Consider the following 14,663-nt stretch of genomic DNA (forward strand, 5'->3'; position numbering starts at 1 on the left):
GGCCCGCCCGCCGGGCCCGGCCTTCCGCACCGCCGGGCCCGGCCCGTCACGTAGGGTTGGCGGTACACGTCCGCGCGCTACGACCCCGGCCGGCCCACCGGTCGGCGACGCGTCGGCCGGACACTCCTCTGCCGGGCCTTCCTCGGTACGTCCCTCTGCGGAAGGCTCTGCATGAACCACCCGGACCGCCCCGACGACGCCCCTGCCGTCTCCTTCGCCGACCTGGGCCTGCCCACGGCGGTGCTGCGCACGCTCGGTGAGCTCGGTGTCCGGGAGCCCTTCCCGATCCAGGCGGCCACCCTGCCGGGCGCCCTCGCGGGGCGCGACGTCCTGGGGCGCGGGCGGACCGGTTCCGGCAAGACGCTCGCCTTCGGGCTGGCGCTGCTGAGCCGGACGGCCGGGCGGCGGGCGGAGCCGAAGCATCCCCTGGCCCTGGTCCTCGTGCCCACGCGCGAGCTGGCCCAGCAGGTCACCGAGGCGCTCACCCCGTACGCCGAAGCGCTCCGCCTGCGGATGGCCACGGTCGTCGGCGGCATCTCGATCGGCCGCCAGGCCGCCGCGCTGCGGGACGGCGCCGAGGTCGTCGTCGCCACCCCCGGCCGGCTGCACGACCTCATCGCCCGCGGGGCCTGCCGCCTCGGCCGCGTCCGGATCACCGTGCTCGACGAGGCCGACCAGATGTGCGACATGGGCTTCCTGCCGCAGGTCACCGAAGCGCTCGACCAGGTGCGCACGGACGGCCAGCGGATGCTGTTCTCGGCCACCCTGGACCGCGACGTCGACCAGCTGGTGAGCACCTACCTCCACGACCCGGCCGTCCACGAGGTCGACCCGTCGGCGGGCGCGGTCACGACCATGGAGCACCACGTCCTGGTCGTGCACGGCCCCGACCGGTACGCCGTCGTCACCGAGATCGCCGCCCGCGACGGCCGCGTGCTGCTGTTCCTGGACACCAAGCACGGGGTCGACCAGCTGACCCGGCACCTGCGGGCCCACGGGATCCACGCGGCGGCGCTGCACAGCGGCAAGTCGCAGCCGCAGCGCACCAAGACGCTCGCGCAGTTCAAGAACGGGCAGATCACCGCCCTGGTGGCGACGAACGTCGCGGCCCGCGGCCTGCACGTCGACGACCTCGACCTGGTGGTCAACGTCGACCCGCCCACCGACCCCAAGGACTATCTCCACCGCGCGGGGCGCACCGCCCGGGCGGGCGGTTCCGGCCGGGTCGTCTCGCTCGTGCTGTCGGGACAGCGCCGCGAGCTGAGCCGGGTGACGACGGAGGCCGGGATCGAGCCGACGACCACCAAGGTGCGTTCGGGCGAGGCCGTGCTGAGCCGGATCACCGGGGCGAAGGCCCCCTCGGGCACCCCGCTGGACAGCGCGCCCGGCGCGTCCCGGCCCAAGAACACGAACGCCCCCTTCCGTGGTCTGGGCACCTCGAAGGACAGCTCCGGCGGCAGCGGCGGGGGCGGCGGCAGCCGGTCCTCCCGCAAGTCGAGCGAGGCCCGCAAGCTCGCCGAGGCCCGCAAGGCGGCCCAGGTGCGCCGGGGCCGCTAGGGCCTGTAGGCCCTGTACGTCCTGGCCGCCCGGTGCCGAGATCGCCGCGCGGCAGGACTCGGGTCGCCGCGTGGCTGATTCCGGCGCACACTGGAACGTAAGCATGTCGTGCTTCGGACCGGAGGCGCGCTCGCGGGAGCCCAGCGCTCCCGGCGGCTGTCCGGCAGTGCGGCCATCGGCTCTCGCGATTCCTTGTCACCCCACACGGTGAGGAGCGATTCCGATGCCGACCCACACGTCCGCACCCGTCGCGACCCGCACACATCGACGTCCGCACGACGCCCCCGACACCGCCGCCGCCTTCGAGCGCCTCGCGCACGTGGACGACGGGCCGGAGCGGGAGCTGCTGGCCGAGGAGATCGTCGAGGCGTGGCTGCCCATGGCGCACCGGATCGCCCGCCGGTTCCGCGACAAGGGCGAGAGCACCGAGGACCTCCAGCAGGTCGCGGCCATGGGCCTGGTCAAGGCCGTCAACCACTACGAGCCGGCGCGCGGCGCCTTCGAGAGCTACGCGGTGCCGACCATCACGGGCGAACTGCGCCGGCACTTCCGCGACCGCATGTGGGACGTGCGGGTGCCGCGCCGCATCCAGGAACTGCGCACCAGGGTCCGCCGGGCCCGCTTCGAACTCCTCGACCAGCCGGGCAGCAGTCCGCAACCGAGCATCCCGGCCCTGGCCCGCCAGGCGGACCTGACGGAGGACGAGGTCCGGGACGGCATCACGGCCCTGGACAGCTACAGCGCCACGTCGCTGGACGCGCAGCTCACGTCCGGCGGCCCGGACGGGTTCAGTCTCGCCGACACGCTCGGCGTCACCGACCCCGGCTTCGACCTGGTCACCGACCGGGAGGCGGCCCGGGAAGGGCTGCAGCACCTGCCCAGCCGGGAGCGGACGATCCTGTACCTGAGCTTCTTCGAGGGCCTGACCCAGAGCCGGATCGCGGAGCGGTTCGGCATCTCCCAGATGCAGGTGTCCCGCCTCATCACGAAGAGCTGCGCCACGGTGCGCGCGCACGCGCTGCGCGGCGCCGACGGGGTACGGATCAGCCGGTGACCAGACCGGTCACCAGATTGATGGCCGTCGCCAGGATGCTGGTGCCGAACACGTAGGACAGCAGGCAGTGGCGGAGCACGATCGCCCGGATCGTCGAGCTGGCGACGCTGGTGTCGGAGACCTGGTAGGTCATGCCGAGGTTGTAGCTGAAGTAGAGGAAGTCCCGGTACGCGGGCGGCCGCGCGGAGTTGAAGTCGATCCCGCCGCCCGACGCGTAGTACACGAACGCGTAGCGGGTCGCGTACATCAGGTGCAGCGCGGCCCACGCCATGAAGACGCCGCACAGCGCGGTGGCGGCCGCGATCTGTCCCGTGTCGTCGGAGCCGCCGCGCAGGAGCAGCAGGACGATGGCGACGAGGCCGCACAGGGCCGCTCCCACGACCACCAGTTCCTCGGCGACGGGCCGGAAGCCCTCGCGGCCCGCGTTGCGCCGGGTCGCCTCGGCGTCCAGCGGCCACAGCACCGCCCAGCCCGACACCACGAAGACGAGCTCCGTCACGGCGATCCCGACCAGCACGCCGAGGGTCGCGTCGACCGGGATCCCGACGGCGACGCCGGCCGCCGCGCCGGCGACCACGGCTCCGACGAGCCGGGGGACGGCGGCGGACGGGACCCGAGTGTTCATGCCGCCTCACGGTAGCCGGGCCGACCGCGGTCGGCCCGGCGGTCCCGCTACGAACTTGTTCGTTACGAACATGTTCGTTACCGTGGACGGGTGACCTCGAACGCCTCCCGCCCCCGCAGCCGCCGCGAGCGGCCCGCCAAGCCCGCCCTCTCCCACGAAGGCATCGTCGACACGGCGGTCCGCCTGATGGAGAGCGACGGACTGCAGCGCGTCACCATGCGACGGCTCGCCCAGGAGCTCGACACCGGCCCCGCCTCGCTGTACGTGTACGTGGCCAACACGGACGACCTGCACGCGGCGATGCTGGAGCGGCTGCTCGGCGCCGTCGAGCTCACGCCGCCCGCCGAGGACTGGCGCGAGCGGCTCGTCCAGGTCCTCGCCTCGTACACGCACGTCCTGTTCGCGCACCCCGGGCTCGCCCGCGCCGCGGTGGCGGTCCGTCCGAACGGGCCGCACTACCTGGCCCTGGTGGAGACGATCCTCGCCCTGCTGCACGAGGGCGGCGTGCCCGACGGGCAGGCCGCCTGGGGCGTCGACGTACTGCTCCAGGTGGCGACGGCCACCGCCGCCGAGCACGCCACCCGCGCCGCCGACGGCACCAGCGTGCGCGCGCACGACGACGCGATCGCCGCGCTGCGCGGCGCCTCCGCCGACCGCCACCCGCGGATCGCCGCCCTCGGTGACGACCTGTACTCGGGCGCCCCCGAACAGCGCCTCGCCTGGGCCTTCCGCGCGGTGATCAACGGGACCGGCGGCACCCCTCGTACCTGAACCGACGGCGCCGGCCCGCCGGCCGGCCGCCCCCAGCGAAAGAGCACTCCCATGAACACGTCCATGAACACGCCTGAGAACACGTCCATGAACTCACCCGAGACCGCTCCCGCGGCCTCTCCCGCGGCCTCTCCCGTGAGCCCTCTCCCCCACCACCCCATCGCCGTCATCGGTGCCGGTCTCGGCGGGCTGACGCTCGCCCGCGTCCTGCACGTGAACGGCATCGACGCCGCCGTCCTCGACCTCGACGCCTCCGCCGGCGCCCGCGCCCAGGGCGGCATGCTCGACATCCACGGCGACACCGGCCAGGCCGCGCTGCGCGCGGCGGGCCTGCACGACGCGTTCCTCGCCAAGGTCCACCGCGGCGGCCAGGCCCTGCGGGTCCTCGACCGGCAGGCCCGGGTGCTGCGCGACGAGGGCGACGACGGCACCGGCGACCGGCCGGAGATCGACCGCGGCGAGCTGCGGGACCTGCTGATCGGCTCGCTGCCCGACGGGACGATCCGCTGGAACGCGAAGACGACGGCGGTCCGGCCGATCGGTGCGGGCCGGCACGAGGTCACGCTCGCCGACGGCAGCGCCTTCACCACGGACCTGCTGATCGGTGCCGACGGCGCCTGGTCGCGGGTCAGGCCGCTGCTGTCCGACGCCGTGCCCGCGTACACCGGCATCTCGTTCGTCGAGCTCGACCTGCTCGACGCCGACGCCCGCCACCCCGAGAGCGCCCGTCTGCTGGGCGGCGGCATGTTCTTCGCGCTCGGCGACGACAAGGGCTTCCTCGGGCACCGGGAGAGCGACGGCAGCCTGCACCTGTACACGGCGCTGCGGGTCCCCGAGGACCACCTCGACGGCTTCGACTTCACCGACACCGCCGCCGCGAAGACCGCGCTCCTCCAGCACTTCACGGACTGGGCGCCCGAGCTGCGGCGCCTCGTCACCGACGCGGACGGCCCCCTCGTCCCCCGGCTCATCCACGCGCTGCCCGTCGGCCACCGCTGGGACCGCGTGCCCGGCGTGACGCTGCTGGGCGACGCCGCCCACCTCATGTCACCGTTCGCGGGCGAGGGCGCCAACCTCGCCATGATCGACGGCGCGGACCTGGGCCGCTGCCTGGCCGCGCACCCCGGTGACACCGAGGCCGCGCTGGCAGCCTACGAAGAGGTGCTGTTCCCCCGCAGCGAGGCGACGGCGCAGGACTCCGCCGACGGCCTGGAGGTCATCTTCAACGACCGGGCGCCGCAGCCGCTGCTCGACATGTTCGCCGGGTTCGACGCTCAGCAGGGCTGACCGGTCGTCCGGTGCGCGGACCGGCACTCCTCGGCCCGCCGGGTGAGGAACCGCCGCTCCGCCTCGTTGCCGACCAGCTCCAGGGCCCGCCCGTACCACGCGGCGGCCTCCGCCGGACGTCCCGCCCGGCGCAGCAGGTCGGCGTGGGTGGCCGGGAGCAGATGGCTGTCCGGCAGCGCGCCCTCCCGTTCCAGTTCCCCGACCAGGGCGAGGCCCGCGTCCGGCCCCTCGGCCATGCCGACCGCCACCGCGCGGTTGAGCCGGACCGTCGCGGACGGCACCCGGCGCTCCAACTCCCCGTACAGGCCCGCGATGTCGGCCCAGTCCGTGGCGTCGGCGGTGGCCGCCGTCGTGTGGCAGGCGGCGATCGCCGCCTGGATCTGGTACGGCCCGGGACGGCCCCGGCGCAGCGCGCCCTCCAGGAGTGCGGCGCCCTCGTCGATCGCGGCCCGGTCCCACGCCGTACGGTCCTGGTCCTCCAGCGTCACCAGGTCACCGGCGGCGTCCACCCGGGTGCCGCGCCGCGCGTCGTGCAGCAGCAACAGGGCGACCAGGCCCAGCACTTCGGGCTCGTCGGGCATGAGCCGGGCGAGGACGCGGGCGAGCCGGACGGCCTCGGCGCACAGGTCCGTGCGCACCAGGTCCGTGCCGGAAGCGGCGGCGTAGCCCTCGTTGAAGAGCAGGTACACGACGGCGAGCACCCCCGTCGTCCGTTCCGGCAGCAGGTGCGCCGGCGGGACGCGGTAGGGGATGCCGGCGTCGCGGATCTTCCGCTTGGCCCGGACGAGGCGCTGCGCCATGGTCGCCTCGGACACGAGGAAGGCGCGGGCGATCTCCGGCGTGGTCAGCCCGGCGAGCGTGCGCAGGGTCAGCGCGACGCGCGCGTCCAGGGACAGGGCGGGATGGCAGCAGGTGAACAGCAGCCGCAGCCGGTCGTCCGGCACTCCGCTCCCGTCCTCACCGGCCGGTTCGTGCGGGTCCTCGTGTGCGTCCTCGTGCCGGGCGAGGACGGCGGCGTCGCGCACCTTCGCCGCCTCGACGGCCGCCCTGCGGCGCACGTCGAGGGCGCGGTTGCGGGCCGTCGTGGTGAGCCAGGCGCCGGGGCGGCGCGGCACTCCGTCGCGCCGCCACCGGTCGAGCGCCCGGGTGAACGCGTGCTGGGCGCACTCCTCGGCGAGGTCCCAGTCGCCGGTCGCCCCGATGACGGTGGCGACGACCTGGCCCCACTCCTCGTGGAAGGCGGCCGTGACCGCCTCCTCGACGTCGTCCGTGCCGTTCACTCGCCGTGCTCCAGGACCGGGCGCACTTCCACCGCTCCGGCGGCGGCGACCGGATGCCGTGCGGCGAGGTCCAGGGCCTCGTCGAGATCGGCCGCCTCGACGAGGTCGAACCCCGCCACGTACTCAGGTCCCTCGGTGAACGGGCCGTCGCTGACGAGGACTTCGCCGCCGCGGGTCCGCACCGTGGTGGCGCAGTCAGCCGGGCGCAGCCGCACGCCGGCGGGCGTCCCGGGGGCGAGTTCCGCGCCGTCGCCCGGGGCGCAGAGGAGGAACACGTACCTCACGACGCGTCCGGCGGCAGGGGCACGTCGAGCGGGACGGACGTGTGCTGGTGGACGATCTGCCACCGGTCGCCCGCCGCGCGGTAGCCGGTGGTGACCCGGGCGGTGCTGTCCAGCGTCCCGCCGTCGGCGAGCCGGGCGCGCATCCGGACCAGGGCGTGGCTGAAGGCGACGCTCTCGTCGACGCGGACGTGGAAGTCGAGGACCTCGCGCTCGACGGGCCCGTCCAGCGTCGCGATCCACAGCTCCTCCGCCTTGCGCAGGGCGTCGACTCCGCTCTGCGGCAGTCCGCTCACCGGGTGGAACACCTCGACGTCCGGCGCGTAGCAGGCCATGGCCCGGGCGACGTCGCGGTCCTGGCCGGCGGCGGTGAGCTCCGCGTCGAGCCGCCGGATCTCGGCCTCCGCGTCCTCGTCGTCCCAGAACGCCCGCACCTCCATGGCGCCGCCGGCGGCCATCGGGTGCCGGGCGGCCGCCGCGACGGCCTCGTCCAGACTCCCGCACTCCAGGACGTCGAACCCGGCGATGTACTCCTTGGTCTCGGCGAACGGGCCGTCGGTGCGCAGCACTTCACCGTCCCGCACGCGGACGGTGACCGCGTCGGCCGGGGCCCGCAGCCGGTGGCCGTGCAGCCGGACACGGCGTTCGACGCCCAGTTCCTCGACCCATTGCTCGATGGGAACGACGGGTGATCCTGACGTGTCACCGGTCTCGACGGTGTCGTCGGCGCAGACGAGCAGCATGTACTTCATCGTTCCTCCGGGTGTGGTGCCGGTGTCCGTGAGCTTCCTACACCCACCGACGCACGGCCCCGCCCGGAATCGACACCTCGGCGAAAAAATCTTTCGCCCCGCGTGGAGCGGGGCGTTATCGTCGACGGTATGAACGTCACCGGCCGAACCACCACCGCAGCCGCGCGAGCGACCAGCTCGCCGGTTGCCGCCGCCTGACGTACCACTTTCCCCCGGCGACCGGAAACGGCCCGCCGGGGTTTCGCGTTCTCGGACGTTCACCCAGCCCTTCCCGCGGACCGTCGTCCGGTGCCTCCCGCTCGCCCCCGCGAAGGAGCCACAGACCATGAACACGGAACCGATCACGACCGAGCACATCGTGCGCACGTTCGTCGAGTACTACGAGGACCGCGGCCACCACCGCGTCACCGGCTCGTCGCTGCTGCCACCGCCCGGCGACCCGGTGCTGTTCACCACGTCCGGGATGCACCCCCTCACCCCGTACCTGGAGGGCCGTCCTCATCCGCTCGGCAGACGTCTGGTCAACGTGCAGCGCTGCCTGCGCACCACGGACCTGGACGAGGTCGGCGACACCACGCACCTGACCGTCTTCGAGATGCTCGGCACCTGGTCGCTGGGCGACTACGAGGGGCCGCAGAGCCTCGGCTGGGGATACGGCCTGCTCACCGAGGGCCTCGGCGTCGATCCGGGGCTGCTGCACGCCACCGTCTTCGGCGGCGACGAACGGACCGGCCTGGACACCGGCTCCCTGGAGGTGTGGGAACGGCTCGGCGTGCCGGTCGAGTTGACGCTCGACGACAACTGGTGGTCGAACGGGCCCACCGGTCCGTGCGGCCCCGACTCCGAGATCTTCCTGTGGACCGGCGACACCCCGCCGGAGTCGACACCGACCCGCGACGACCGCTGGGTGGAGGTCTGGAACCACGTGATGATGCGGCACCGTCGGCTCGACGACGGGTCGCTGGTCCCGCTCCCCCAGCGCAATGTCGACACCGGCCTCGGCCTGGAGCGGCTCGCCTCGCTGCTGCAGGGCAGGCCGTCGGTCTTCGAGTGCGACGTCTTCGACCCGTGGCGCCGGCTCCTGCCGCCGCTGTGGCCGCTGGACGAGTCCTCGCTGCGGCTGGTCCACGACCATCTCCGCTCGGCCGTCGTGGTGATCGGCGACGGCGTGCGTCCGGGCAACACCGGCCGCGGCTACGTGTTGCGGCGCCTGGTGCGGCGCGTCCTCACCGTCCTGTGGCGCGACGATCCGTCGCGTGAACTCGGCGACCTGCCGGGCGAGTTGGTGCGGCACACGCTGGACCACTTCCGCCAGGACACGGATCCGGAGGAGGTCGTGCGGGTGCTGTGCGACGAGGAGCGGCGGTTCCGCGGGCTCCTGGAGCGGGGCCGGCGCGTCCTGTCCCGGCCGCGCTTCCAGGGCCCGCTGGACGAGGAGGACTTCCACTACCTGCACGACACCCACGGCCTGCCGCGCGATCTCGTACGGGACCTGCGGTCGCGGTGACGGTCCCCGCCCGGCCGGGGCCGCCCGTTCGCCTTCCACGGCAGTCACGAGGTCCCCGCCCTGCTGCCCGTCGCGATCGCCGTGCAGCACAAGGCCCTGGCCGTGTTCCGCGCTGCGAGCCCCATCACGACGCCTCGCGCCAGATCCGACCCCGAGTGATGCCCGACCGCCAGCAGCGGGCGTACGTCGAGCGATGACGGTGACGTCAAGCCGGCCAGTACACCAGCCAGTTGGGGGATGCACTCACCGCGCACCGCGTGCCGCAGCAGCGCAGCCGACACCAGCGGGGTGCGCGCCTCGGCGTCCCGCACCGCGGCGGCGAGTGCTCCGGTGGGGCGGCCCGTGGCGTGCCGGGCGAGGAGCGCGCCGCACAGGACGTCGTCGCCGGACGGGGTGAGGCCCGGGCCCCGGCCGACCAGGGCACGGCCCGCGCCGACGATCCGCTCCGGGTCGTCGGCGCGCAGGGCCGCGCGAAGTCCGGCCAGTTCGGGGCCGCCCGGTCCGGCGGCGTGGGCCAGCTCCGCGTACCGGTCCGCGCGGACGGGGCCGGTGAGGAGGCCCTGGGCGCGGGGCGGCGCCCAGGACCCCTCGGCCCGGACGCACCAGGGGCCGACGGTGATGCGGCCGGCGCCGATCACGGCGGGCGTCCCCGGCCGGGGCTGTGGTGGCGCGGCGTGCGGGAGGAGCACTCCGTTGGGGACGCGGACGGCGCCGGGGTGGATCAGGGCCACGGCCGGGCGGCCGGGGTCGCCCGTGGTCACGTACAGGGCGAGGCGGGTGCCGGCGACCACCCGGCCCGGGCGCAGCGGACCGTGCACCAGGTCGGCGACCGCCTCGCTCACGACTCCCGTCAGTCGCACGGCTCGTGGAACGCGGCGAGTGCCTCGGTGAAGCACCGCAGCGGCGCGTGGGTGAGACCGGCGCCGATCTGTCCGATGCCGGGCTCGCGGTGCGAGATGCCGGTGGTGACGACCGGTTCGAGGCCGGTGTCCACGACCTTGCGGAGGTCGATGCCGACGGGGCTGCCCACGAAGTCGAGTCCCGGCAGCTGGTAGTCGCGGTGCCGGCCGAGGGTCAGGCCGGCCATCTCGCGGCTGATCCTGCGGGCCCGTTCCGGGGTGCCGCCGACGAAGCCGACGATGGCGGGCGCGGCGGCGATCGCGAAGCCGCCCAGGCCGTGGGTCTCGGTGATGGCGCTGTCGCCGATGTCGGGGTTGGCGTCGTCGGGGCCGAACCCGGCGAAGTACAGGCCGTCGACGGCGGCGGCGGGCGCCCGGAACCAGGCGTCCCCGAGGCCGCTGACCCGGATGCCGACGTCGACTCCGTTGCGGGCGAAGGCGGTGACGAGCGTCGAGTGCTCCACGCCGTGGCCCGCGTCCATCGCCAGTTTGCTCGCCGCCATCGAGAAGTTGAGGAACCAGTAGTTGTTCCCGCCGAGGAAGTCGAGGGCCTCGACGCCGCCGAGATCGGCGGCCCTGGCGAGTCCCGCGGCCAGTTCGCGGGTGAGCAGCGCGCTCGCGGCGGTGTTGCGGCTGTGGCACTCGTCGCCCATCTGCAGGGCCTGTGCCGTGAGGCCGCGCAGGTCGACGGGTTCGTCGCGGGAGCGCAGCGCGGCGCGCAGGCTGGGTCCGAGACGCTCCCCCATCCAGCGCAGGCGGGTCATCACGTCGTCGCCGAGCGCTCCGTAGCGCAGGCAGCGGCCCTGCCCCTCGTTGAGGTTGGAGTAGGCGCGGCGTCCGGTGTCCCGGTCCTCGACGACGAGCAGCGGCATGGAGCGCGAGATGATGCCCGCCATCGGGCCGACCGCGTCGTGGTGGTGGCACGGTTCGAAGCGGATGCCGCCGTCGGCGGCGAGGCGCTCCGCCTGTTCCGGTGTCTCCGCCCAGCCTTCCAGGAGCGCGGCGCCGACGACGGCCGCCCGCATGGGGCCGCACATCCGCGCGTACGGGAGGGGTGGACCTGCGTGCAACAGAAGGCGTTCCTCGCCGAGTTGCGGGATGAGGTCCTGGGCCGGGGCCACGTCGACCAGGAGCGGCTGGACCGCGAGGACGGCGTCCAGGGCACGGGTGTTGGCCCGCTCGATCGCCGGATGGGAGGTGAGCCGGGCGAGTTTGGCGCCGAGGTCCTCGTCCCCGGCGGCGGGCGGGCGCCAGTCGACGTGGTGCACGGTGGCGCCCGCGTCGGCCGCCGGTGCGGCGAAGCCCTCCACGCCGACCGCGACGATCCGCGGCGCCGCCGCCAGCAGTCCTGACGTCGTCATACTCCCTCTCCGATCCTGACCTCGACGTGCGGTGCGATGCCGGCCACCGCGTCGGCGGCGGCCCGTGCGGCGGGCGTGCCGCTGCCCATGACGACAGCCCCGGCGTCTGCCAACACGCTTCGCTGTACGTCGAGTTGCTGGGGGTCGCGGTCGGTGCCGACCACGAAGGCGAGCACGAGGGGCCCCTCTTCGGGCGTCGGCCGTCCGGCCAGGAGCCGGGCGATCTCTCCGGCGGGGTCGGGTGCGGCGCCGTGGCCGATGACCACGTCGAGGAGGACGACGGCCGTCGACGGATCGTCGAGCGCGGCCCTCAGGTACGCGGTCCGTACCGTCGGGTCGATCATGGGGTGCGGGCGGCCGGTGGTGTAGGCGTCGTCGCCGAGGTCGAGCACCAGGTGGGCGGCGGGCAGGGCGGGCGGTGCGCCCGGTGGCGGCGGCGGTGTCTCGCGGACGACGGCGCCGAGGCGGGCGCGGAGCAGGAGTTCCGCCTCGTACGCGAAGGTGCCGCCCGCGTACAGTCCGCGCACCCAGCGCCGTGGCTCCCGGGGGGCGGGCGGAGTCACGGTCTCCGTGACGGGCACGGGGACGCCGAGGGCGAGGGAGGCCGCGGCGCGCGCCGCCTCGTCCAGGGTGGCGACCTGGGTCACGCCGGGCGGCGCCGTGCCGGAGGCGGCGCCGAGGAAGCAGGCGACGACCGGTTTGCCGATGCCCGCGGCCCGTTCCAGGACCCGCCGGGCGACGCGGGGCGCGGGCGGCTTGGAGACGAGGACGACGACCTCGGTGGCCGGGTCGGCGGCCAGCAGGTCGAGGGCGGCGAGGGTGGAGAGGCCGCCGATCTCCTCGCTCAGGTCCCGGCTCCCGGTACCGATGAGGTGGCTGACGCCCGCGCCCATCGCGTGCACGAGACAGGACACCTGCTGCAGTCCGGTGCCGGAGGCTCCGGCGAGTCCGATGCCGCCGCGCCGCACCGCGTTGGCGAACCCGAGGGGGGCCCCGGCGACGAGGGACGTCCCGCAGTCGGGCCCCATCACCAACAGGCCGCGCCGCGCGGCTTCTTGTTTGAGTGTCAGTTCGTCGGCGAGGGAGACGTGGTCGCTGAAGAGGAAGACGTTCATGTCCCGGCGCAGGGCTTTCAGCGCTTCGGCGGCGGCGTACGGGCCGGGGGTGGAGATCAGGGCGAGGTCGGTGTCGTCGGGGGCGGCGGCCAGGGCGCGCAGCGGCACCTCGCCCTCCGGGTCCGCCGGGCCGGGCGTCTCGGCGAGCGCGGCCAGGGCGGCGGCGAGGGCGGCCGTGGCCTCCTCGTCGTCGGCGCACCGGACGGCGACCACCAGGTCGTTGGGGCCGGCGGTGCGGCCCTCGTCGGCGAGCAGCCCGGCGCGGTCGAGGACGTCCTGGTTGGCGGCGGTACCCATGACCAGGCTCGCAGTCAGGACGCCGGGCCGCTCGGCGATCCGCGCGGCCGCTCGCATCAGCGTGACCGAATCGGCGTACAGGTTCGTGTGGACGGCGTTTCGCAGCACCATGGCCCCGACTGTAGGCAGCACGCACCACGCTGCGGCATGGCCCGGGCTGCCAGCGCTCGCCCGGGGTTTACCGGCACCAGGTGACAGTGACCGCAGCGCCCGGTCGGAGCGCCCGGTCAGCCGCGGTCGCGGGCGGTGAGCATCCGGCGGGCGTGCACGGCGAGTTCGGTCTGCAGACGGCTCATCGGGGTGCGTTCCAGGCCCCCGGTGAGCCGTTCGATCTGGCGCAGCCGGTAGCGCAGGGTGTTGTAGTGGATGTGCAGCCGGGCGGCGACCGCGACGCCGTTGCGGTCGTGCAGCAGATAGGCACCGAGGGTGTCGACGAGGCTGCCCTCGTGGTCGCGGTCGTAGTCGAGGAGCGGGCCCAGCGCGTCGGCCACCAGCCGGCGCAGCTCCTCGTCGGGGAGGTGGCCGAGCAGCCGGTAGACGCCGAGTTCGGCGTAGCCGCGGACGAAGTCGGGGCCGTGCACCTCACGGCCGAGGGTGAGGGTCTCCACGGCCTCCGCGTAGCTGTGGTGGAAGTCGGCGAAGTCGTCGCGGACGGTGCCGGCGGCGACCACGACGTCCCAGTCGGGGTGGGCGGCGGTCACGGCCCGGTGGACGGCGTGGCAACGGTCGGTCAGCGAGTCGCCCGCGGCGACCAGCAGGGCGAGTCCGCCCTGGCAGCTCCAGATGACGGCGTCGTCGCCCGCGGCCCGTCGGGCGAGGGGCAACAGACGCTCCTCCAGGGCGAGTTCGCTGCACGGTGTGGCGCCCTGCGCGTCGGTCACCTCCAGCAGGACGGCCGCGCGCGGCAGCCAGGGGTTCCAGCCCATCGCGGAGGCGCGGCGCACCGTCTCCGCGCGGTCGCGGGGCGGCCGGGAGACAAGTTCCATCAGCATCAGGGCGCGGTAGCGCTGCTCCCGGCTGGTGACGGCGCGTTCCTGGGCGGCGATGGTGGCGGCGACGGTCGTGGCGTGCTCCAGGGCGACGACGCGGTGGGCGTGACCCTGCAGTCCGGTGTCGTCGTCGGGGTCCGCGGCGGTCCACAGGCCGACGCTGCCCACGGCACGGCTGTCGACGTGGACGGTGCGGCTGTGGGCGGGCGGTTCGTCGGTGGGCGGCGCGCCGGCCGAGGCGAGCACCGCGCCGTGTTCGTCGAGGACGGCGGCCGCGCAGCCGGAGAGTTCCAGCAGGACGTTCATGAGGTCCTGGTAGGAGCCGCCGCCGATGGCGACGCGGGTGAGACGTTCGTGGATGGCCCGGGAGTGCTCCAGCTCCAGCGCCTGCCGGTTCAGGACGGTGCCGATGACCTCCGAGAGGATGTCGTTGAACATGACGCCGCCGGGCAACTCCACGACGGGGAAACCGAGTTCGTCGGCGAGGCGCAGCATCCGCGGGGGCAGCCGGGACAGGTAGGGGCCGACCTTGACGCCGAGTCCGGCGAGGCCGCGTTCGGCGAGGACGGGGACGAGCGCGCACAGGGCGTCGACGTCGTCGCGGACCGCGTAGGCGGTGGTGAGCAGGAGTTCGCCGCCGCGCATCCAGCGGACGATGTCGGGGACCTCCATGATGTTGACGACGCGGATGCGCCGGCCGTCGCCGCGCGCGCCGGCGACGAGTCTGGCCCCGCTGAGGCAGGGCAGTTCCAGGGCTTCGCGCACGGTGAGCCCCGCTCCCGGTGCGGGCGGTGCGTCCTGCTGCGAGCCGGTGCCGTATACCGTCATGCCCAGTCACTATGCGTCGGGCCGGTGTGATGGGTAATACCCGCGGCGTAACTTCCGTGT

Annotated in this window: 13 protein-coding genes; 5 read left to right on the plus strand and 8 right to left on the minus strand. The window is 74.4% G+C overall.

What is annotated here, in order from left to right:
- Positions 1 to 171: 171 nt before the first annotated feature.
- Positions 172 to 1,557 carry a DEAD/DEAH box helicase gene (locus RBJ77_RS37615; RefSeq protein WP_372349043.1) on the plus strand — a complete coding sequence of 462 codons (1,386 nt, stop codon included), beginning with the start codon at positions 172 to 174 and terminating at the stop codon, positions 1,555 to 1,557.
- 223 nt (positions 1,558 to 1,780) lie between these two features.
- Positions 1,781 to 2,611, plus strand: coding sequence for a SigB/SigF/SigG family RNA polymerase sigma factor (locus tag RBJ77_RS37620; protein ID WP_372349044.1), 831 nt, complete (start codon positions 1,781 to 1,783; stop codon positions 2,609 to 2,611).
- On the opposite strand, the gene RBJ77_RS37625 is transcribed toward RBJ77_RS37620, so the two are convergent.
- A complete protein-coding gene (locus RBJ77_RS37625) occupies positions 2,601 to 3,236 on the minus strand; it encodes a DUF1345 domain-containing protein (RefSeq protein ID WP_372349045.1) in 636 nt (211 codons plus the stop codon). The genes RBJ77_RS37620 and RBJ77_RS37625 overlap by 11 nt on opposite strands.
- 90 nt (positions 3,237 to 3,326) lie before the next feature.
- Between RBJ77_RS37625 and RBJ77_RS37630 the strand changes: the two genes are divergently transcribed.
- Together RBJ77_RS37630 and RBJ77_RS37635 are read left to right on the plus strand one after the other, a co-directional pair.
- On the plus strand, positions 3,327 to 4,007 hold the full coding sequence (locus tag RBJ77_RS37630) for a TetR/AcrR family transcriptional regulator (RefSeq protein ID WP_372349046.1): 681 nt from the start codon (positions 3,327 to 3,329) through the stop codon (positions 4,005 to 4,007).
- A gap of 87 nt (positions 4,008 to 4,094) precedes the next feature.
- The gene (locus tag RBJ77_RS37635; RefSeq protein ID WP_372349273.1) at positions 4,095 to 5,294 is read left to right on the plus strand and encodes an FAD-dependent oxidoreductase; all 1,200 of its coding nucleotides are present in this window, start codon (positions 4,095 to 4,097) and stop codon (positions 5,292 to 5,294) included.
- Here the strand turns inward: RBJ77_RS37635 and RBJ77_RS37640 are convergent.
- The 3 genes from RBJ77_RS37640 to RBJ77_RS37650 are packed head-to-tail and all read right to left on the minus strand — an operon-like array spanning position 5,282 to position 7,607.
- Positions 5,282 to 6,574 (minus strand): RNA polymerase sigma factor, encoded by a 1,293-nt coding sequence (locus tag RBJ77_RS37640; protein ID WP_372349047.1) that lies wholly within the window; start codon positions 6,572 to 6,574, stop codon positions 5,282 to 5,284. The two genes, RBJ77_RS37635 and RBJ77_RS37640, sit on opposite strands and share 13 nt — an antisense overlap.
- Positions 6,571 to 6,858, minus strand: coding sequence for a YciI family protein (locus tag RBJ77_RS37645; protein WP_372349048.1), 288 nt, complete (start codon positions 6,856 to 6,858; stop codon positions 6,571 to 6,573). Before RBJ77_RS37645 ends, RBJ77_RS37640 begins: the two co-directional genes overlap by 4 nt.
- Positions 6,855 to 7,607 carry a nuclear transport factor 2 family protein gene (locus RBJ77_RS37650; protein ID WP_372349049.1) on the minus strand — a complete coding sequence of 251 codons (753 nt, stop codon included), beginning with the start codon at positions 7,605 to 7,607 and terminating at the stop codon, positions 6,855 to 6,857. Before RBJ77_RS37650 ends, RBJ77_RS37645 begins: the two co-directional genes overlap by 4 nt.
- Before the next feature lie 325 nt (positions 7,608 to 7,932).
- Between RBJ77_RS37650 and RBJ77_RS37655 the strand changes: the two genes are divergently transcribed.
- Positions 7,933 to 9,114, plus strand: a complete 1,182-nt coding sequence (locus RBJ77_RS37655; RefSeq protein ID WP_372349050.1) for an alanine--tRNA ligase-related protein — start codon at positions 7,933 to 7,935, stop codon at positions 9,112 to 9,114.
- Between the two features lie 44 nt (positions 9,115 to 9,158).
- Here the strand turns inward: RBJ77_RS37655 and RBJ77_RS37660 are convergent, their stop codons facing one another.
- The 4 genes from RBJ77_RS37660 to RBJ77_RS37675 all read right to left on the minus strand — a co-directional run bounded on the left by RBJ77_RS37660 (position 9,159) and on the right by RBJ77_RS37675 (position 14,603).
- The gene (locus RBJ77_RS37660; RefSeq protein WP_372349051.1) at positions 9,159 to 9,956 is read right to left on the minus strand and encodes a DUF2877 domain-containing protein; all 798 of its coding nucleotides are present in this window, start codon (positions 9,954 to 9,956) and stop codon (positions 9,159 to 9,161) included.
- A gap of 8 nt (positions 9,957 to 9,964) precedes the next feature.
- A complete protein-coding gene (locus tag RBJ77_RS37665) occupies positions 9,965 to 11,374 on the minus strand; it encodes a DUF1116 domain-containing protein (protein ID WP_372349052.1) in 1,410 nt (469 codons plus the stop codon).
- Positions 11,371 to 12,897, minus strand: a complete 1,527-nt coding sequence (gene fdrA / locus RBJ77_RS37670; protein WP_372349053.1) for an acyl-CoA synthetase FdrA — start codon at positions 12,895 to 12,897, stop codon at positions 11,371 to 11,373. Before fdrA ends, RBJ77_RS37665 begins: the two co-directional genes overlap by 4 nt.
- 116 nt (positions 12,898 to 13,013) lie before the next feature.
- Complete coding sequence (locus RBJ77_RS37675) at positions 13,014 to 14,603, minus strand: PucR family transcriptional regulator (RefSeq protein ID WP_372349054.1); 1,590 nt, start codon at positions 14,601 to 14,603, stop codon at positions 13,014 to 13,016.
- Between the last annotated feature and the right edge of the window lie 60 nt (positions 14,604 to 14,663).

Origin of the sequence: Streptomyces sp. KL116D (assembly GCF_030766975.1) — a bacterium.
Taxonomy (GTDB): domain Bacteria; phylum Actinomycetota; class Actinomycetes; order Streptomycetales; family Streptomycetaceae; genus Streptomyces; species Streptomyces longispororuber_A.